Annotated in this window: 21 protein-coding genes; 15 read left to right on the top strand and 6 right to left on the bottom strand. The window is 45.0% G+C overall.

What is annotated here, in order from left to right; all coding sequences use genetic code 11:
- The first annotated feature begins 1 nt into the window (after position 1).
- The 9 genes from gspF to Q1A86_RS19990 all read left to right on the top strand — a co-directional run bounded on the left by gspF (position 2) and on the right by Q1A86_RS19990 (position 6,863).
- Positions 2-1,225 carry a type II secretion system inner membrane protein GspF gene (gene gspF / locus Q1A86_RS20030; RefSeq protein WP_299810877.1) on the top strand — a complete coding sequence of 408 codons (1,224 nt, stop codon included), beginning with the start codon at positions 2-4 and terminating at the stop codon, positions 1,223-1,225.
- Between the two features lie 64 nt (positions 1,226-1,289).
- Positions 1,290-1,724, top strand: coding sequence for a type II secretion system major pseudopilin GspG (gene gspG / locus Q1A86_RS20025; protein ID WP_299810874.1), 435 nt, complete (start codon positions 1,290-1,292; stop codon positions 1,722-1,724).
- The gene (gene gspH / locus Q1A86_RS20020; protein WP_299810871.1) at positions 1,687-2,319 is read left to right on the top strand and encodes a type II secretion system minor pseudopilin GspH; all 633 of its coding nucleotides are present in this window, start codon (positions 1,687-1,689) and stop codon (positions 2,317-2,319) included. The genes gspG and gspH overlap by 38 nt, the downstream gene beginning before the upstream one ends.
- Positions 2,316-2,693, top strand: a complete 378-nt coding sequence (gene gspI, locus Q1A86_RS20015; RefSeq protein ID WP_299810868.1) for a type II secretion system minor pseudopilin GspI — start codon at positions 2,316-2,318, stop codon at positions 2,691-2,693. Before gspH ends, gspI begins: the two co-directional genes overlap by 4 nt.
- Positions 2,674-3,399, top strand: a complete 726-nt coding sequence (gene gspJ, locus Q1A86_RS20010; protein ID WP_299810865.1) for a type II secretion system minor pseudopilin GspJ — start codon at positions 2,674-2,676, stop codon at positions 3,397-3,399. Before gspI ends, gspJ begins: the two co-directional genes overlap by 20 nt.
- Entirely contained in the window at positions 3,399-4,379 is a 981-nt protein-coding gene (gene gspK / locus Q1A86_RS20005; protein ID WP_299810862.1) for a type II secretion system minor pseudopilin GspK, read from the top strand. Before gspJ ends, gspK begins: the two co-directional genes overlap by 1 nt.
- A 44-nt stretch (positions 4,380-4,423) precedes the next feature.
- A complete protein-coding gene (gspL, locus tag Q1A86_RS20000; protein ID WP_299810859.1) occupies positions 4,424-5,617 on the top strand; it encodes a type II secretion system protein GspL in 1,194 nt (397 codons plus the stop codon).
- Position 5,618: 1 nt separating this feature from the next.
- Positions 5,619-6,095 carry a type II secretion system protein M gene (locus Q1A86_RS19995; RefSeq protein ID WP_299810856.1) on the top strand — a complete coding sequence of 159 codons (477 nt, stop codon included), beginning with the start codon at positions 5,619-5,621 and terminating at the stop codon, positions 6,093-6,095.
- 9 nt (positions 6,096-6,104) lie between these two features.
- Positions 6,105-6,863, top strand: a complete 759-nt coding sequence (locus Q1A86_RS19990; RefSeq protein ID WP_299810853.1) for a type II secretion system protein N — start codon at positions 6,105-6,107, stop codon at positions 6,861-6,863.
- 52 nt (positions 6,864-6,915) lie between these two features.
- Here Q1A86_RS19990 and yrfG read toward each other — a convergent pair whose 3' ends face one another.
- A complete protein-coding gene (gene yrfG, locus Q1A86_RS19985; RefSeq protein WP_299810850.1) occupies positions 6,916-7,584 on the bottom strand; it encodes a GMP/IMP nucleotidase in 669 nt (222 codons plus the stop codon).
- A gap of 86 nt (positions 7,585-7,670) precedes the next feature.
- On the opposite strand from yrfG, the gene nudE reads away from it, so the two are divergent.
- The 4 genes from nudE to Q1A86_RS19965 are packed head-to-tail and all read left to right on the top strand — an operon-like array spanning position 7,671 to position 11,205.
- Positions 7,671-8,225: an ADP compounds hydrolase NudE gene (gene nudE, locus Q1A86_RS19980; protein WP_299810847.1), complete on the top strand. Its 555-nt coding sequence runs from the start codon at positions 7,671-7,673 to the stop codon at positions 8,223-8,225.
- A gap of 44 nt (positions 8,226-8,269) precedes the next feature.
- On the top strand, positions 8,270-9,082 hold the full coding sequence (cysQ, locus tag Q1A86_RS19975; protein WP_299810845.1) for a 3'(2'),5'-bisphosphate nucleotidase CysQ: 813 nt from the start codon (positions 8,270-8,272) through the stop codon (positions 9,080-9,082).
- Complete coding sequence (locus Q1A86_RS19970; RefSeq protein ID WP_299810843.1) at positions 9,075-9,536, top strand: GNAT family N-acetyltransferase; 462 nt, start codon at positions 9,075-9,077, stop codon at positions 9,534-9,536. Before cysQ ends, Q1A86_RS19970 begins: the two co-directional genes overlap by 8 nt.
- A 4-nt stretch (positions 9,537-9,540) precedes the next feature.
- Positions 9,541-11,205 (top strand): MFS transporter, encoded by a 1,665-nt coding sequence (locus tag Q1A86_RS19965; RefSeq protein WP_299810840.1) that lies wholly within the window; start codon positions 9,541-9,543, stop codon positions 11,203-11,205.
- Positions 11,206-11,233: 28 nt separating this feature from the next.
- On the opposite strand, the gene mnmH is transcribed toward Q1A86_RS19965, so the two are convergent.
- From mnmH to Q1A86_RS19950, 3 genes are all read right to left on the bottom strand, one after another.
- Positions 11,234-12,331 carry a tRNA 2-selenouridine(34) synthase MnmH gene (gene mnmH / locus Q1A86_RS19960; RefSeq protein ID WP_299810837.1) on the bottom strand — a complete coding sequence of 366 codons (1,098 nt, stop codon included), beginning with the start codon at positions 12,329-12,331 and terminating at the stop codon, positions 11,234-11,236.
- On the bottom strand, positions 12,331-13,371 hold the full coding sequence (gene selD, locus Q1A86_RS19955) for a selenide, water dikinase SelD (RefSeq protein ID WP_299810834.1): 1,041 nt from the start codon (positions 13,369-13,371) through the stop codon (positions 12,331-12,333). Before selD ends, mnmH begins: the two co-directional genes overlap by 1 nt.
- Positions 13,372-13,560: 189 nt before the next feature.
- Positions 13,561-14,667, bottom strand: coding sequence for a fatty acid desaturase (locus tag Q1A86_RS19950; protein ID WP_299810831.1), 1,107 nt, complete (start codon positions 14,665-14,667; stop codon positions 13,561-13,563).
- A gap of 139 nt (positions 14,668-14,806) precedes the next feature.
- Between Q1A86_RS19950 and fabR the strand changes: the two genes are divergently transcribed.
- The gene (fabR, locus tag Q1A86_RS19945; RefSeq protein WP_299810828.1) at positions 14,807-15,421 is read left to right on the top strand and encodes an HTH-type transcriptional repressor FabR; all 615 of its coding nucleotides are present in this window, start codon (positions 14,807-14,809) and stop codon (positions 15,419-15,421) included.
- A gap of 71 nt (positions 15,422-15,492) precedes the next feature.
- Here the strand turns inward: fabR and trmA are convergent, their stop codons facing one another.
- The gene (trmA, locus tag Q1A86_RS19940; protein WP_299810825.1) at positions 15,493-16,590 is read right to left on the bottom strand and encodes a tRNA (uridine(54)-C5)-methyltransferase TrmA; all 1,098 of its coding nucleotides are present in this window, start codon (positions 16,588-16,590) and stop codon (positions 15,493-15,495) included.
- Between the two features lie 197 nt (positions 16,591-16,787).
- On the opposite strand from trmA, the gene murI reads away from it, so the two are divergent.
- The gene (gene murI / locus Q1A86_RS19935; RefSeq protein ID WP_299810822.1) at positions 16,788-17,594 is read left to right on the top strand and encodes a glutamate racemase; all 807 of its coding nucleotides are present in this window, start codon (positions 16,788-16,790) and stop codon (positions 17,592-17,594) included.
- 10 nt (positions 17,595-17,604) lie between these two features.
- On the opposite strand, the gene Q1A86_RS19930 is transcribed toward murI, so the two are convergent.
- Positions 17,605-18,063: an RNA-binding protein gene (locus Q1A86_RS19930; RefSeq protein ID WP_299810819.1), complete on the bottom strand. Its 459-nt coding sequence runs from the start codon at positions 18,061-18,063 to the stop codon at positions 17,605-17,607.
- Between the last annotated feature and the right edge of the window lie 512 nt (positions 18,064-18,575).

Here is an 18,575-nt window from a genome sequence, read left to right as displayed (position 1 = left end):
CATGCCAGCATTTGAATACAAAGCATTAGACAACACGGGTAAGCAGAAAAAAGGTGTTGTCGAAGCGGATACCGCAAGGCACGCACGTACTCAGCTAAGAGAGCAGCGCTTAATGCCTCTGGAGATCACTCCAGTGGTAGAAAAAGAGAGCAAGGCTAAGACCGCAAGTTTTAGCTTTTTAAAGCGCGGGATCTCAACGGCAGAGCTTGCGCTTATTACCCGTCAGATTGCTACTCTAGTGGCAGCCGGATTACCCGTTGAAGAGGCATTAAAAGCCGTTGGTCAACAATGTGAGAAGGACCGTTTAGCCAGTATGGTGATGGCGGTGCGTTCACGTGTGGTTGAAGGTTACAGTCTCGCCGACTCCATGGCTGAATTTCCACATATATTCGATGAGCTGTACCGAGCTATGGTGGCATCGGGCGAGAAATCGGGTCACTTAGAGGTGGTGCTGAATCGTCTGGCCGATTACACCGAACGTCGCCAACAGCTCAAGAGTAAAATGACCCAAGCGATGATCTATCCTATCGTGCTGACTGTTGTCGCAATAGGTGTGATTGCGATTCTGCTTGCCGCCGTTGTACCGCAAGTTGTCGGTCAGTTTGAGCATATGGGGCAGGAGTTACCTTGGACCACAGAGTTGTTGATCGCCTCGTCAGACTTTATCCGTGATTATGGCCTAATTGTTTTGGCTGTTATCGTCGGCTTGTTCTTTATCGCCAAACGTTTGTTGGTTTCTCCTAAAAATCGCATGAAATACGATAGCATGTTGCTGCGCCTGCCTGTGATCAGCAAAGTGAGTAAAAGTCTTAACACGGCACGTTTTGCGCGTACATTAAGTATTTTGACGGCCAGTTCGGTACCTTTACTCGATGCGATGCGTATCGCCAGTGATGTACTAGTCAACGTTAAGGTGAAAGCCGCAGTCGAAGATGCGACATTAAGAGTGCGTGAGGGCACAAGTTTGGGGACTGCACTGGCCAACACTAAACTTTTTCCACCTATGATGCTCTATATGATTACCTCTGGTGAAAAAAGTGGCCAACTTGAGCAGATGCTTGAGCGCGCTGCCGATAACCAAGACCGAGAGTTTGAGTCGAATGTGACGATAGCCCTAGGAGTGTTTGAGCCTATGCTAGTTGTTAGTATGGCTGCCGTGGTTCTATTTATTGTTTTAGCGATTCTTCAGCCAATTTTAGCGCTGAATAATATGATTAGTGGTTAATGCTCACTGTCAGCTACAAGCGTTTTGTAGCTAGTATGAGTGATTTAGTTTAAGGAAGTTGTTAATGCAAGCACGTAATAAACAGAAAGGTTTTACCCTATTAGAAGTTATGGTGGTGATTGTTATTTTAGGTATTTTAGCCTCTATGGTCGTACCTAACTTAATGGGCAACAAAGATAAGGCTGATCAACAAAAAGCGGTTTCAGATATCGTTGCATTAGAGAATGCCTTGGATATGTATAAGCTAGACAACAGTGTTTATCCAACTACTGAACAGGGCCTTGAAGCTTTAGTGCAAAAGCCTACTATTTCTCCAGAGCCACGTAACTACCGTGCCGACGGTTATGTTAAGCGTCTACCACAAGATCCATGGCGTAACGATTACCTGTTATTGAGCCCAGGTGAGAACGGTAAGCTCGATATCTTCAGCTCAGGCCCAGATGGCCAGCCAGGTACTGAAGATGATATTGGTAACTGGAACCTACAGAACTTCCAATAAGATGAGCTTGCCGCGAGTAAACTTAGCACGCCAAACGGGCTTCACCTTAATGGAGGTGTTGCTCGTTGTTTTGCTTATGGGCTTGGCCGCAACTGCTGTCACCCTTGGCATGGGTGGCGCAAGCAAAGAAAAGGCGCTCGAGCGCACTGCTCAGCAGTTCATGATGTCTACCGAAATGGTGCTAGATGAAACGGTTTTGAGTGGCCATTTCGTTGGCATAGTTATCGAAGATACTAGCTACAAATATGTTTATTACGATGAGGGAAAGTGGAAGCCTCTAGAGCAAGATAGGCTGCTGGCTGAGCGTCAGATGGAACCTGATGTAGAGATGGTGCTGGTGCTCGATGGCTTACCTTTAGTTCAAGATGACGAAGAACAAGATTCTTGGTTTGATGAGCCCCTTATTGAAAAATCCGCCGACGAAAAGAAGAAGTTTCCTGAGCCGCAGATCATGTTATTCCCGAGTGGGGAGATGAGCGCTTTTGAATTGTCTTTCGTTAGTGAAGATGAAATGAAGCAAGATATTGAAGTCGTGGTGTTTGGTGATGCCTTGGGTCGCCTACGTATGGGTTTCGAAGATGAAGAAGTCTTATGAGTAGGTGGACTAAACAAAAAGGCATGACCCTGCTGGAAGTGATCGTTGCCTTGGCGGTATTTTCTATCGCCGCCGTCTCTATCACTAAGAGCTTAGGTGAGCAGATTGCTAACATGCCCATTTTAGAAGAGCGCACCATGGCGCAATGGGTTGCTCATAACCAGATGGTCGATGCGCGTTTAGATCCTAAGTTTCCAGAGATTGGTCGCAAAGACGGACAGACTGAGCTTGCCAATAAAGATTGGTATTGGCGTAAAGAGGTCATTAAAACGACCGATGATAATTTTAGAATGATCCGCATAAGTGTCAGTGATGATGAGCGCTTTGCTCGGGTCATTGCTGAGGTGAGCAGCTATGTGCTTAAGGCTGACTAATTCTCAGCGCGGCTTCACGCTGCTAGAGATGCTGATCGCAATCGCTATTTTTGCCATGCTAGGTTTGGCAGCGAATACCGTGCTGAGTACCGTGATGAAAAACGACACGGCAACCCGAGATTTTGCCGCTAAGTTAAAGGCGATGCAGCAAGGTTTTGGTGTGATTGAGCGAGACTTAAACCAGATGGTCGCACGTACGCCTAGGTTATTAGAGGGAGGGAGAGCCACTACGGTTTTTCAGACGGGTAGCAATATGCTCGATTCAGAGTCTGAGTCCTTAGTCTTTTTTCGCCTAGGTTGGTTAAACCCTGACGGGCTCTTGCCGAGGGGCAGTTTGCAGTCGGTCGCCTACGTGGTGATGGAAGGACAGTTGCAGCGCTGGTATTACCCTTATCCTGAACCTGAAATTGGTTCAGAGCCAATTAAAACAGTGATTATGGATAAGGTGCTTTCAGTGGAATACGCCTTTTTTGCCGATGACAAATGGGAGCGTCAAACCGATGCGACCAAGTTACCTAAGGCGATTGCGATAGAAATTGAGTTTGAAGATATAGGTAAGGTACAGCGTAAGTTCCTAGTGCCTAAGGGCGCACTTGCTGGCAGTAACGATGATACGAATAGTGGTGGGGGAGACGAAGAGTCTGTACCAGATGGAGAGCGTAATAGCGGTAATGATAATGGCACCGGAAAAGGGCATGGTGAATAATGCCTTCTAAGCAACGTGGTGTCGCTCTTATCGTGGTGCTGTTGATTGTCGCTATGGTTGCCATTATTGCGACCAATATTACTTCGCGTAATCAGTTGTCAGTTAGGCGCACTCTAAATATGGCGCAGTATGATCAGGCTTTCTGGTATGCGATTTCGGGTGAAGAGATCGCTAAAAAGGTGCTCAAGCAAGATCTAGAAGATTCAGATACTGTGCATTTGCAACAGTATTGGGCACTTGCTGATGTAATCTTCCCCGCCGAAAAAGGGGAGATTGCAGGTAAAATTAGCGATATGCGCTCCTGCTTTAATGTGAATTCGTTATCTGCGCCTGACGAAAAAGTAGAAAATGGTCAGCCTAAATTGCCCTTGCCTGCGGTGCAGTTCAAGGGATTGCTAGTCGCATTAGGAATGGATGATTTCGCAGCAGAGCGCTTAGCACAAACACTCAAAGACTATATCGATGAGGATCAAACTGCAGGGCCTTATGGCGCAGAAGATGCGGAATATGAGTCGCGCAATGTGCCGTATCGAGCGGCTAATACACTTATGAGTCACAAGAGTGAACTGCGGGCAGTGATGGGCTTTACCCAAGATATTTACTTGAAATTGGCCCCCTATGTCTGTGCGATTCCAGGCAATACCACCCAAGTATTGAATGTAAATACGGTTCCTGTGGAGAAAGCGGCAATAATTGCAGGCATGTTTGACAACAAGATATCGGTGGGCGAGGCTGAAAGTATCATTAATCAGCGGCCATTAGATGGGTATGACAAGATAGATGAGTTTTGGGAAAACTCATCTATTGCTAGCCTCTCGGGTGACGCAAAACTAAAGTCGAGTTTTGGGGTAACGAGTAAATATTTTCTACTCGAAGCCGGAGCTAAGGTCGATACAGCGGTATTTAGATTAGAAAGCGTACTGTATGGCGACAGCAAAAAATTAGAAGTGTTATCTCGCCAGTTTGGTGGGCAAAAATAACAACGGTCCTTTAATGAGTTGAAGAGACTTGTGGAGATAAATCAGTGAGTGAAAGACTATTCATCCGCTTAGGTCAGACTGCCGAGCAAGCATGCTCTTGGCTCGTTTGGTCTGAACAGGAGCAAGAAATTATAGGTTCTGGTGAGCTTAGCGATGCCAGTGCACTATCGACTCTTACTGAAAGAGCGGGTAATCGCGCGGTTGACGTTTTAGTGCCTGCATCAAGTATTACTTTAACTCACGTTGAGCTACCTGAAAAAAGTCAGCGTCAAGCCGTTAAGGCTTTGCCTTTTATGCTGGAAGAGAACCTAGCTCAAAACGTGGATGAACTGCATTTTGTTACTGGGCCTCGTAATGGCGAGAGCCTAAGCATCGCCGTGGTTGCTCATGAGCAGATGCAAGCTTGGATCGAATGGTTAGCAGATGCCGGCCTGAAGGCTAAATGTATCGTACCTGACTGTTTGGCATTGCCATTGGCCGAGTGTGACTGGGCGGCAATGAGTTTTGGTAAAGAGATTTTGCTGCGAACAGGCGAAGGCAGTGGTGTGAGTCTGACGCAGAACTGGATGGATGTGGTACTGCCACAACTGCTAGCGACTGCAGACAGTGGCAACACTAGCGTTGCGGCATATACCGATCTACAAATGACTGGGGCGGATGTGAAATCTCAGCCGCTAGATCTGCCTATGCTAGTGCTTGCCAAAGGTATGCTCAACGCACCAATGAATCTGCTTTCTGGTGTTTATAAGCCGAAGAAAGAGTACGGTAAACATCTTGTTTTATGGCGTAATACGGCTATCGCATTCGGGATAGTGATCCTGTTAGCCCTAGTCAATAAAGGGCTGAATATTCATCAGATGAATAGCGATTCGGATAGGTTGCAGGTGCAAAGCGAGCAGATCTATAAGCAAGTCGTTCCTGGGAGTTCACGAGTCGTTAACTTGCGCTCTCAGATGGAAAGTTATGTGCGCACCCTTCAAGGCGGCGGTAGTGGTAGTGAGTTTTTTGTCATGCTTAGTGGCATGCAAGAAGCCTTCGCGCAAGTGCCCGCACTTAAGCCAACTACCTTACGGTTTGATAGCAATCGTAACGAAATTCGTATGCAGGTAACCGCTAAGAATTATGAGCAAATTGAAAAGTTTAAAGAGATCATTGCGCGTTCTTACAAGCTCGATGGTGGTGCGATGAACAGTGGAGAATCTCAAGTCACCAGCACCTTAACCATAAGGAGCAAATAAGATGGAAAACTTCAAAGTTTGGTGGAACGGCTTAGTTCTGCGTGAGCAGCAGATGGTTGCAGCTTGTGGTGTAGTGTTAGTGATAGGTATTTTGTATTGGGGCGTTTGGACGCCAATAGCCAATGCAGAAGCTGAGGCTCAGCGTAGACTCGAGGGGCAACAAAGTACCTTGAATTATGTTAAGCAAACCGCCAATCGCATTGCTGGATTGAAGCAAAGTGGCGGTAGTAATGCTTTTAGAGGTAGCTTGAGTGCTGCCGTTAACCAAACTGCGGGAGCGTTTGGGCTAGAGATTACGCGTATGCAGCCTCAAGGTAACAAGATCCAAGTGTGGATGGATGAAGTCCCTTTCGATACGTTATTGAATTATTTAAATGAATTGGTGCAGAACAAGGGGTTGTCATTAGAGAGCTTAGACTTAGCAGAGTCCGATACTCCTGGCTATGTTAATGTTCGTCGTATTCAGCTGTCCAAGTAAGGTGTTGTAGTGAAATTAGTAAAGATGGTTGCGTTAGGCTTTTTGGTCTACTTGGTATTTTTAGTGGTGCAATTTCCGGCCAATATCGCAGTTAAGTTGGCGTCCTTGCCAAAGAATGTCGCCATTAGTGGTGTATCCGGCACGATTTGGGCGGGTAAGATCGATATGCTCAGCGTGCAACAACGCCAAGTGGAAATGATAACTTGGGACTTGAATGTCTGGTCTTTATTGACTGGTACCGTTAAGGCCGATGTGGTGATCGGTAGCAGAGCAAGTGCAGTAAACGGTAAGGGAACCATTGCCTACTCACTAAGTGGATTAGACGTTTCAGGCTTAAGGTTTGAAGCGCCGAGCAGCTTCTTGTTAGGACGTACTAACTTACCCTTTAGAACTAAAGTAAACGGTGATTTGAGCGTATTGGTAGATAACTTTGAGCAGGGCTTACCTTGGTGTGAGCAGCTGTCTGGTAAGTTATTCTTGAATCAAGTGAATGTCACGAACCAGTTTGGTAAGTATCCGCTTGGCGATATCGCGCTTGGACTGGCTTGTCTTGATGGCAAAGTTGAGCTGACTACAGATGAGAAACTTAATGGGCTTGGCCTCGATGGCAATATCGTTTTAGCCGATAACAAGATGGTACAGGTGAACGCCAAGATCCGTGAAGTGAACACTCAGCCTGATGACTTGAAGAAGGCACTGTCTTTCCTAGGTAAGAAAGACAGCCAAGGTTATTACCCGATAACCTATCAAGGCAGGCTACCTATCTAGTTCAAGCTATTCAAAAAAGGCGCTTAATCGGCGCCTTTTTTGTCTCTTTCTCTTACGATGGTTTAATGAGCTCATCTAGTAGGTAGTGATAATCTTCAATGGCTGGGAAGTCATTGAAGACCTTATTGGGCTTCTGGCTATCTGGGTTGGAGATCCCTAACTGATATCCTACGCCTGCTAGCCTTGCCGCTTGTAAAATGGCTTCATTATCATCGATAAATAAGCAGCGGCTGGGATCCAAGTTAAACTTATCGAACAGGTGTTGCCAAAACAGCGGGTGCTCTTTGGGGTAACCCGTTTCGTGACTTGAGATCATTTCATCTAGGCCTAGGCCTAAGTCGGTGTGTTCCAGCTTCAGCATTAAATTTTTAGGGTGAGCGTTGGTGACTAAGATGCGAGACTTGCCAGCAATCTGCAGGGCGTCAAGGAAGGGCATGCTGTCTTGGCGTAGCTGGATCCGTTCCACGAGAGTGCGGTGAAGTGACATAATATCCAGCCCCATCTGCTGCTCCCAATAATCAAGACAGTACCAATTTAAGGTGCCTTCTACATTGGCATAACACTGCTCAACCCACTCGCTAGCCTCTTTCTCTGATATACCTCGCTGTTGACTTAGCTCCTTTGGTATCAGTTGCATCCAAAAATGATTGTCAAAATGCAGATCCAATAAGGTGCCGTCCATATCGAGTAAAACGCTGTCTATTTCATTCCATGGAAACATAGTTGAGCAATCCTAAAAATTCATGTTGTAGATTGGAGCGAGAATAGTAAGATTATACTTGAATTGGTAGTTGCACTGGGATGTGTATGACTAAAAAAAATGATAAGCCGGAGATTTTGCATACTGAAATAGTGGCAAGGAGTCGGCTGTTTCAGATTGAGCAGGTGCACTTGAGATTTTCGAATCAAGTCGAGCGCCAATATGAGCGTATGAAAGGTAACAATCGTGGCGCTGTCATGGTTGTGCCAGTGCTTAATGGCACCGAGCTTTTATTGGGGCGAGAGTATGCTGCAGGTACGCATAGCTATGAGCTAGGCTTTCCTAAAGGCTTGGTCGATCCTGGTGAAGAAGCTCATGAAGCGGCTAATCGAGAACTGCAAGAGGAAATAGGCTTTGGTGCCAGAAAGCTAACCCATTTGATGGAGTTGAGCTTAGCCCCAGGTTATTTCGCCAGTAAGATGCAAATATTTTTAGCCGAAGATTTATATGAGAGTCGACTAGAAGGCGACGAACCGGAGCCTATCGATATGGTTACTTGGCCGTTGGCAGCATGGCAAGAGTTGCTATCGGAGGAAGATTTTTCTGAGTCTCGCAGTGTAAGTGCTTTATTTTTAGCGCAAAAACATCTACAACTTAGATAGTTATAATTGACGCGAGTTATTGGTATTAGGCTGTTGGAGTAGTTATGAAGCCAGAGAATTATGTAGACCAAGTCATTGAAATCGCTACGCTCGCGGGGACAAAAATCCGTGAAATTTATCAGAAAGGCGATTTCGAGCGAGAGATAAAATCTGATAATACCCCAGTGACTTCTGCCGATCTCGCTGCTCATGAAATCATTACCAAGGCTTTGACGGCGCTAACGCCAGATATTCCTGTCTTATCTGAAGAAGATGCTGATATCCCATTTGCTGAACGTTGTGATTGGCAGCGTTATTGGTTGGTCGATCCGCTAGATGGAACCGGTGAATTTATTGCCGGTAGTGGTGATTTTTCAGTGATCATTGCTCTTGTTGAGCATAATCGACCCATTCTTGGGGTGGTATATGCGCCAATGACAGACGTTTGTTACTACGGCATTGCAGGTCTAGGTTCTTATAAGCGTAAAGACGGCGCGGAAATCCGTATTAGTAGTAAGCAATTAAGCAATGATGATTCGTCTTCGTTACGTTTGGCTGTGAGTCGTCGACAAGATCCGCAGTCGGTGATTAAACTCTTTAACCAGAATAAGCATTGTGAATTAGTGGTGCTAGGTGGTGCGGCGCTTAAAAGTTGTCTGGTAGCCGAAGGACGAGCCGACTGCTATGTTCGCATCGGTCCAACAGGGGAGTGGGATACCGGCGCAGCGCAAATAATTGTAGAGGAAGCGGGCGGACAGGTTATGGATATTAATCTGCAACCGTTAACTTATAACGAGCGAGAAAGTCTAGAGAACCCCAACTTTATCGTGGTAGGTGCACCTGCACTGGAGTGGGATCAAATTCTAATCAATGAGTGATTTAATTCAGATCTCGCAAGCCGATAAACAAGATCTTAACGCTATCGATGCACTTGAGCGGCAATGCTTTCCCGGCCACTGCTATCCAGACTTTTTCTTCAGACAAGCGTTAGACTGTTGGCCAAATGGTTTATTGGTGGCTAAGGATGAGGATAACAATACCTTAGGGTATTTATTAGCCTCAAGTAGTGGGCAGCCTGATGTTGCTTGGATCCTGTCGGTAGCGGTCTCTGATACCGCTCGCGGAAAAGGGATAGGAACTAAGCTTATCTCGCAGTTATTAGCCGTTTTACCTCAGGGAGTTAATCAAGTTAATTTAACCGTAGCACCTGATAACCCGGCTAAAGATCTATATTCACGTATTGGTTTTATCGAGCTAGGATTCGAGTCTGACTACTTTGGCGATAATGAACCTAGGTTATTAATGGGTTACCGCAAGTCAGGCTATAGCTAGGCGAATGTTATTTAGCAGACGTTTTCTCCCATACTTTGTGACTCAATGCCTAGGCGCCTTGAACGACAACGTATTTAAAAACGTGCTGCTGCTGTTAGTGACTTATTCGCAAGTTGAACTGTTGCCTATCGATATACATCTCTTTGTTAACCTCGCTGCGGGCCTGTTTATTCTGCCTTTCTTGCTGTTTTCCGCTCATGCGGGGCAGCTGGCAGACAGCGTTGATAAAGCGCTGCTTATTCGCAGGCTTAAGCTGCTCGAACTCATCATCATGTCGGTGGCTATCTTCGCCATTATTAGTCATAGCTATATGCTTATGCTGCTATTACTGTTTCTTACAGGTGTACAGTCTGCTTATTTTGGCCCAGTAAAGTATTCGCTGTTACCCAGAGTGCTACACGAAAGCGAGCTCGTCTCGGGTAATGCTTGGGTTGAGATGGGCACCTTCTTAGCCATTTTGATCGGAACGATTTCGGCGGGGATGATAGTTGCCAGTGACAAGGCTACCTACTGGGCTGCGGCCACGGTATTTATTCTAGCTTTGATTGGAATCAGCGCGAGTTGGTTTATTCCGAGTATTCCTGCTCACTCAGATGTAAAACCTCGCTTTTCTATTTTCTCGGCCACCATAGATAATATTAATAAGGCGCGTCAAAGTTCAGCGATATGGACCGCCATTTTAGCAATCAGTTGGTTTTGGTTTGTGGGAGCGACTTATCTTACTCAGTTTCCAAATTTTGCTCGGATAACTTTAAATGCTGATGCAAGGGTGGTATCGCTACTCTTATTGTTATTTTCGGTTGGCATTGGTGTCGGTTCATTTGTTTGTGAGCGGCTGTCTTGCCGGCGAGTGGAGCTTGGGATCATGCCTTTAGGCTTGCTGTTACTCGCTTGTTTCGGGATAGATCTCTACTTTGCCCTACCCAAGCAAGCGACCTTGGTAGCTCTCTATCAGTTAGATAGTTTTATTGCTGAGACAGGGCACTATCGTCTGATGTTTGATCTGCTTATGATTGGTGTCGGAGGGGGCTTATTTATCGTGCCGCTTTATACCTATATTCAGGTGCGAGCCAAAGAGGGCGAGTGTGCACAGGCGATCGCGAGCAACAATATCGTCAATGCGCTATTTATGGTGACTTCGGCTATATTTTCCATGTTGGTTTTGAATGTGTTGCAGTGGCCGATAGAGCAGCTGTTTTTAGTCTTAGCGGTGGCAAATATCCTAGTGCTCTTGTATTTGTTTTGGCGCTGGCCAGAACTCTTACTCAGCTGTGTGAGTTATTTTATTCGCAGGGTTTCCCATAAGATTCAGGTGCTAGATCTAGAGTCTTTGCATAAATCGTCTAAATTATTGGTCGTTACTGAACAAGCATCTTGGCGAGAGTTAATGGTGATATTTGGTAGCTTTAACCACCCGGTCTTGTTTGCAAACTTAAGCCTGCAGCCTTGGCCTAATCGCTTTATTGGCCGCGTATTATCTCGGTTGAGTTGGTATCCGCATCAACAAATGGAAGTTGATAGCGTGATTTGCGTGGATAAGGCCTCACTTGGTGAGTTTAAATCTCGCGTCGAATTTGCAAATTTTCAAGTGGTGTCAGTTAAATGTACTGCTACCGTGGGAAGAGTACTGAAGTTAGCAATAGCCCCATTAGCTGCGGATAACAGCTAATGGGATTAACTTAGAGCAAAGCCGGTGCTTAATGGTTATCTAGCCACTGATGCATGGCTTGATGATCACCTCTAAAGAGGATGCGGTCCGATTTTTTGTCGATTTGATATTGATACATAGGGTCGTAATATTTGAGCAACAGCAACTCAATCCAAGCTAAATGACCGCGAGTGTCATTTTGGCTCCTTTGGGTGCTTAAAGCATCAGTGATTATTGCCTGAAGCTCGTCATGTTGCTTTCCACCTAGACGTTTTTTTATGCCAGTGATGCTTTGGGCCAAGTATTGAGCAAAAGCTTCGAAGCCTGCTTCTTCACCCAGTCTTTGGATATAACCACTATGCATCTTATGTACATATTCGTTAAGTAGGCGCTTCAGTCTTGCATCTATCGATTCTTCTAATACCAAGACATTGGCTTCCTGCATCCCAGCATAGAACGCCTGTGGTAGGGCTGAGCGCCCAATCAGGAAGCTTTCATCTTCGAGTAGCAAGTGTTTTGCGTTGCTATCCTGATGCTTTAACAGTGCAACTGCCAAAGAGTTTTCGAAGTTGATCTGGCTTGGCTGTCCTTCGTGATAGCGGCCAAAGCTGGAGCCTCGATGATGCGCTAATCCCTCTAAATCGACCGCTTCTTTACGCTGTAAAAGAAAGTCGGTTTTACCACTGCCAGTAATACCGCTTAGGATAAGCATCGGCTTTACATTGGGCGCATTATCAATGGTTTCAATTAGAAACTGGCGCATGGCCTTATAACCACCTTCAATGAAGGGAATATCTAAGCCTGCTTCTTTTAGCCACTGCTGAGTTAGCTGTGATCGAAGACCACCGCGAAAACAGTAAAGATAACCTTGAGGGTTTTCGCTGAAGAATTTTAACCAAGCATCGACCCTCTGTTGTTTCACCTCACCATTAACTAGTGAATGCCCGAGTTCTATGGCTGCAGCTTGGCCTCGCTCTTTGTAGCAGGTACCGACTAGCTTGCGTTCCTCATCTTCCATCAAAGGTAGGTTTACGCTTGCCGGAAAGGCGCCTTTTTCAAACTCTACCGGTGCGCGCGCATCCATGATGGGATGATCACTAACGAGTATTCGGCGATATTCGCTGGCACGCACTTTATTGAGTGGCATTAGATGAGCTCCACGGTGCTAGTCGCGTTTTTTTCGGCGAGCTGACCGATGCAAATAGGTTCGATACCATTGTCAGATAGTAATGTTTGTAAGGCTGCTTCGCCTTCGCTAGCAACAGCAATCAATAATCCACCACTGGTTTGTGGGTCGCAAATAATGGCTTTTTGCTCATCGGTAAGCGTAGGTAGGTGTTCACCATAGCTATCAAAGTTTCTGTGGGTGCCACCAGGAATACATCCTAACTCTAAGTAGTGACGAGCATTCGGTAGAAGAGGCAGTAAGCTAATATCCAGCTTAGCACTTAGGTCTGCACCGTGGCACATCTCAAGCAGGTGCCCAGCTAAACCAAAGCCTGTTACATCGGTTAGTGCATTAACTTGAGGGATCTTGGCAATCTTAGGGCCTAGAACGTTGAGTTGGCACATGGCTTCTGCTGCGGTGTAAAGATCAGCATCGGCTAACTTTTTCTGCTTTTGAGCCGTAGTCAAAATACCAATCCCAAGTGGCTTAGTAAGATAAAGCTTATCACCCGCTTTAGCAGTATCGTTCTGCTTGAGCTCATCTAAAGGGATCTGGCCAGTTACGGCTAAACCAAAGATAGGTTCCGGCGAGTCGATGCTATGGCCACCGGCTAGCATAATGCCAGCGTCGGCACAGGCTTTCCGGCCGCCATCAACGACTTGCTGAGCGACTTCTGCCGGCAATTTATTCACTGGCCAGCCTAGAATCGCAATGGCCATCATAGGTGTGCCACCCATGGCGTAGATATCACTAATAGCGTTAGTTGCGGCGATACGTCCAAAGGTAAATGGATCATCTACAATCGGCATGAAGAAGTCAGTAGTGCTGATAATGCCTGTGGTTTCGTTAAGCTGATAGACGGCAGCATCATCGCGAGTCTGGTTACCTACCAGTAGATTAGGGTCATCAAATACAGGCAGCTGAGAGGCAAGTATAGTGCCGAGAACTTTTGGAGAAATTTTACAGCCGCAACCCGCGCCGTGACTGTACTCGGTAAGTTTGATTTCTGAATCTGACATGAGCTTAAAACGCCCTAATAAATAGTAAGTAGCCGATCATGATAGACCCATAACCGAGGGACTTCAATCGGGCTCGGGTACAAGTTGAGACTTGTGCCTAATTGCATTGAGCTATTTTTGCCTGAATTGGGAAATCATGACCTGCTAAAACAAAAAAGCCGCTGTGATAGCGGCTTTCTTCTTTTAAACCTAGCTAAAGCTGGCTGTTAAATTGTGCCAGCTTCTCTGTTGCTGTTTAAAGCGGATCTTTAGCTCTTTAACTTGGCTAAGTAGCTGTTTATCTGCAAGCTGCTTGCGTTTGGCTTCGATTAAGGCTTTTTTAGCAGTGTAGTATTCAGCTAGGTGGGCCTTTAATGTCTCGTACTCTTCTTGTAATTTCTCTATGAGTTCTTCGCTATTAGGCAGGTGAGCAACCTTATTCTGAGTACGCTTTAATTGCATTTGAAAACGTGCGTGCTCGATTTTCTCCTGTGGTACAACACGACGGCCATCGGCTAAGCCAACTAAAGCTAAACCATCAATCAGCCACTTGGTTGGGTCGTACTGCCACCAATGAATACCATTACGATAGTCGTTCTCAAAGATATGGTGATAGTTATGGTAACCCTCGCCATAGGTCAATATGGCTAGGAAGCCGTTATCACGCGCAGTGTTTTTATCTGTATAGGGCTGTGAACCCCAGATATGAGCGAGTGAGTTGATAAAGAAAGTACAGTGATGCACCACCACAAGGCGCAGTAAGCCAGCTAACAATAGCATGCCCAAGATATCGCCATTCAACCAGCCCAGTAGGATCGGCAAACCAAAGTTCATGATAAGCAGTAGCGGCAGATAGTGTTTGTGTTGCCACATAACGATTTTATCGTTTTGAAGATCGCGAACATTCTTGTAGTCATGGTAACGCTGAGCCTGATATTCACGCAGCATCCAACCAATATGGCTGTACCAAAATCCCATCTTTGCAGAGTAGGGGTCCTTGTCATTATTATCGACATGCTTATGGTGAACTCGATGATCGGAAGACCAATGTAATGCACTGTTTTGCAGTGCTAACGCTCCACCTAAGGCATAGAGAAATCGAACTGAGGCATGGGCTTTATAAGTTCGATGAGACCAGAGTCTATGGTAACCACCGGTAATTGATAAGCCGCTCGCAAAGGCGAGAACCACAAAGGCTATCCATTCGATGGCGTCAAACCCGTGAGCAATCCCATACCAAGGAACGAATATTGCGGCGCAGGCAAACGTGATACTAAACAGACTCACATTCATCCAGATGATCGGAGGTTTTTTCATTATATTTATAATTCCAAGTTGAGCGTACATCTGTACGCCAATTTAACTTGGATAGTGATCGGGGTCAAGTTTGTTGGTGCTGCGTTTTGTGTTAAAAAGCGGTATTATTCAAGGAATAATTTTTGTAAGTAGGTTCAACATGGGCATTAGAGCACAACAAAAAGAGAAGACGCGACGGGCACTCGTCGATGCGGCATTTAGCCAGTTAAGTGCTGAGCGTAGCTTTTCTAGCCTAAGTTTGCGTGAAGTTGCGCGTGAAGCGAACATTGCTCCAACTTCATTCTATCGTCATTTTAAGGATATGAATGAGCTGGGTTTGACCATGGTGGATGAAGGCGGTCTGACGCTTAGACAGATGATGCGCAAAGGTCGCCAACGTGCAGAAGCCGGTGGCAGTGTGATCCGCATTTCGGTTGACACCTTTATGGAAGTGCTTGAATCAAATCCTAACGTATTTCGTATTCTACTGCATGAACGTTCGGGAACGTCAGCACCTTTCAGGGGGGCCGTGGCTCGTGAAATAGAGCATTTTATTTCTGAATTGGCGCACTATACCGAGGCAACTGCTCATCGCTCACCCGAGTTGGCTCATGCCCAAGCTGAGGCTCTTGTGACTTTAGTGTTTAACGCAGGTGCTGCAGCACTAGATATGAAACGTGCGGATCGTAAGATTTTGGCTGATCGCTTGGTCATTCAATTGCATATGATTGCTAAAGGGGCCGAGGCCTTACAGAACAAAAAAGAGCAGAAGTAGTCTATAAATGACTCAACGAAAAACGGCATCCTAGGGATGCCGTTTTTGTTTATTCGAAATAATATGGATGTTTATTTCTTTTCAAGAAATACACCTGATTCCATATGGTCCGTATAAGGGAACTGATCGAACAAGGCGAAGCGAGTAATCTTATGGGTCTTACTCAGCTCACCTAAATTATCGATAAGGGTATGAGGGTTACATGAGATATAAACGATACGCTCATAACCTTGCACTAGTTTAACAGTATCCGCATCCAGACCAGCGCGTGGCGGGTCAACAAAAATGGTATTACAATTATAGCTATCTAAGTCGATACCTTCTAGGCGTCTGAAGCTACGCTTCTTCGCCATCGCTTCGGTAAAGTCTTCTGCAGACATACGGATGATTTGCAGGTTGTCTACTTGGTTCACTTTGATATTGTATTGCGCTGACTCAACAGAAGGCTTAGCAAGCTCGGTTGCCAATACGCGCTCAAAATTTTGTGCTAACGCGATAGAGAAGTTACCGTTACCACAATAAAGCTCAAGTAGATCGCCACTGCTATTCTTAGTGACATCAATAGCCCACTCAAGCATCTTAACTGATACCTTGCCGTTAGGCTGAGTAAAGCTGTTCTCAATCTGATGATACTGTAGCTGTTTGCCAGCAACATTGAGTGACTCAACAACAAAATCTTTATCTAAGATGATCTTCTGCTTACGCGCTCGGCCAATCAAGTTAACGTTAAACTGAGTGCTAAGTGTTTGCTTAAGGATCTTTGCTTGTTGCTCCCACTCGCTATCAAGTTGCTTGTGGTAAAGCAGTGATACTAAGATCTCACCACTTAGCGTTGATAAGAAATCGATTTGAAATAGACGGTGGCGTAAAATAGTATTTGGCTTTAATAGCTCTACTAAAACAGGCATCATTTTATTAATCAATTCGCTTGCTGGCAGAAACTGATCGCAACGAACCTTACTATCAAGTTCTTTATCGAACATATAGTAATAGAGGTCTTCACCTTCATGCCAAACTCTAAACTCAGCACGCATACGATAATGAGCAGGTTCAGAACTGAATGATTCTAGTTCAGGTGTATCAAAATCAGCAAATAACTGCTTTAACTTGACGCACTTTGCTTCTAGTTGCACATCATAGGTTGTAGGATCCATTGCTGCTAAATTCATATCTTGATCACCGTTGGCATTAAATTAGGGGCGGAATATTATACTAGATAGCTAGGATGTCCAGTTTCTCACTTCCGATTTTACCTAGCTTGTGGGAAAATTCTAAAGCAATATTGCCTATCATGCAGTTTGTAAGACCTAACGACGCTTCTTTTATGTGTATTGAAACCATTTTTACTCTATAGCGGAGAATACTTTTGTTTGGACCTATTCTTATTTTTGATTCAGGGATCGGTGGACTGTCGATTTTTGATGAGATCAGAAAAGTATTACCCGATCAAGATTGCTGCTATCTATTCGATAATGCTCGTTTGCCTTATGGGGAGTTAGAAGAGTCGGTTCTTATTCAAGGTTGTGTAGAGCTGATTTGTGAACAGGCTAATAAGATCGATGCATCCTTAGTTGTTGTTGCCTGTAACTCGGCAAGTACTTTAGTGCTCCCCGGTCTACGCGAAAGGTTATCCATTCCTATTGTGGGTGTAGTGCCTGCAATTAAACCTGCTGCTGCACTATCTAGTGCAAGGCATATTGGTTTGCTAGCAACGCCTGGTACGATTAAACGGTCTTATACAAGAGAGTTGATTGAGCAGTTTGCCGATGGATGTAAGGTCGAGCTTTTTGGCTCATCGGAACTGGTGATGTTGGCTGAGGCGAAACTTGCAGGTGACGGGGTCGATCTAATTAAGCTAAGAGCCCAACTAGAACCTATTCGTCAATCGAACCTAGATACCTTAGTCTTAGGGTGTACTCACTTTCCTATATTAGCTGATGAGATGCAGCGGATCCTCGGTGATGGGGTAAAGTTACTCGATTCTGGAGTCGCAATCGCGCAGAGAGTCGTTTTTCTGCTTAACGAGTTTTCTCTTAATAATATAGCTAATAATAGACAAAGTAATTTAACGGCAATTTATACTACGGAAGGGATCTCGGCGGGATTAACAGCCAGACTAGCTGAAAAAGGATTCACTAGGATAGTGTCACGCTCTTCAGCCAATCTAGGGTAGCTATAAATCTTTATGCGTTGTTATCACTTTTATCTGAGTCTTGTGATTTAGCTTCACGAACCTTCAATGTTCTTTCTTGGAAATCAAATTCGTTAAGCTTAACCATGGCTTTCTTTGCACCGGCCTCAGACATCTCAATAAATCCAAATCCTTTACGACGCCCAGTCTTACGATCTCGAACTAAGCGTACCGAGTTAACTGGGCCGAATTCACCGAATAATGACTTAACTTCACCTTCGTGAACTCTATAAGGAAGGTTACCTACATATAGAGTCATAGTTGGACCACTATATGCTTCGTTGCTGTTAGTTGTAGAGCTAGGCTTTTTAGATTGAAGTGAAAAAATAACGCTCGCGATAATAGCACCTGTGAAGAAAGCTATAGCGCCGTTTAGATCTGGTGCAATCTGAAAAATGGCTAATGCACCTATAATGGCTACTGCCAAGACAATCAAGAATGACTTCTGCATAAATATAATCTCTAAAGAGTTAATAAATGAATTGATAACTAACTGTTAATAACCTGCATATGGTAATGAATTATTGGCGAATACTCTAGTGTGTTGCTGAAAAAATGAACTTTATCTATAGCCTAGAGTTAAATAGATGAAGATTTGAGCGTGAAAAGTAGGATAAATAAGCGAAAAAGTGGGCTTTGCTGAAAACTTCGTCAAGCGAGCAATTAATTGATAAAAAGCGCTTGCGCTCTTTTCGAATCCCCCTATAATGCGACCCCACTGACACAGTGAAGCAGGCAACTAGCCAAGCACACAGTGTTAGAGAGATTAACTTCTACGGAAATTAGCCTCAGGTGACAATCGCTTTAGAAGCTCAATCAGATGTGACTTGAACAAAGAATCATCGCTTGAAAAACTTCTTAAAATAAGCGCTTGACGCCGACACTAGGAAGTGTAGAATACGCCTCCTCAGCCAAACGACCTAAGCGTCTAAGGCGCCATTTTGAAAGACTTGTTCTTAATAG

The organism is uncultured Shewanella sp., assembly GCF_947497935.1.
GTDB lineage: Bacteria > Pseudomonadota > Gammaproteobacteria > Enterobacterales > Shewanellaceae > Shewanella.
Note: the sequence above shows the minus strand (reverse complement) of the source record. Positions and strands in the feature narration are given on the sequence as shown.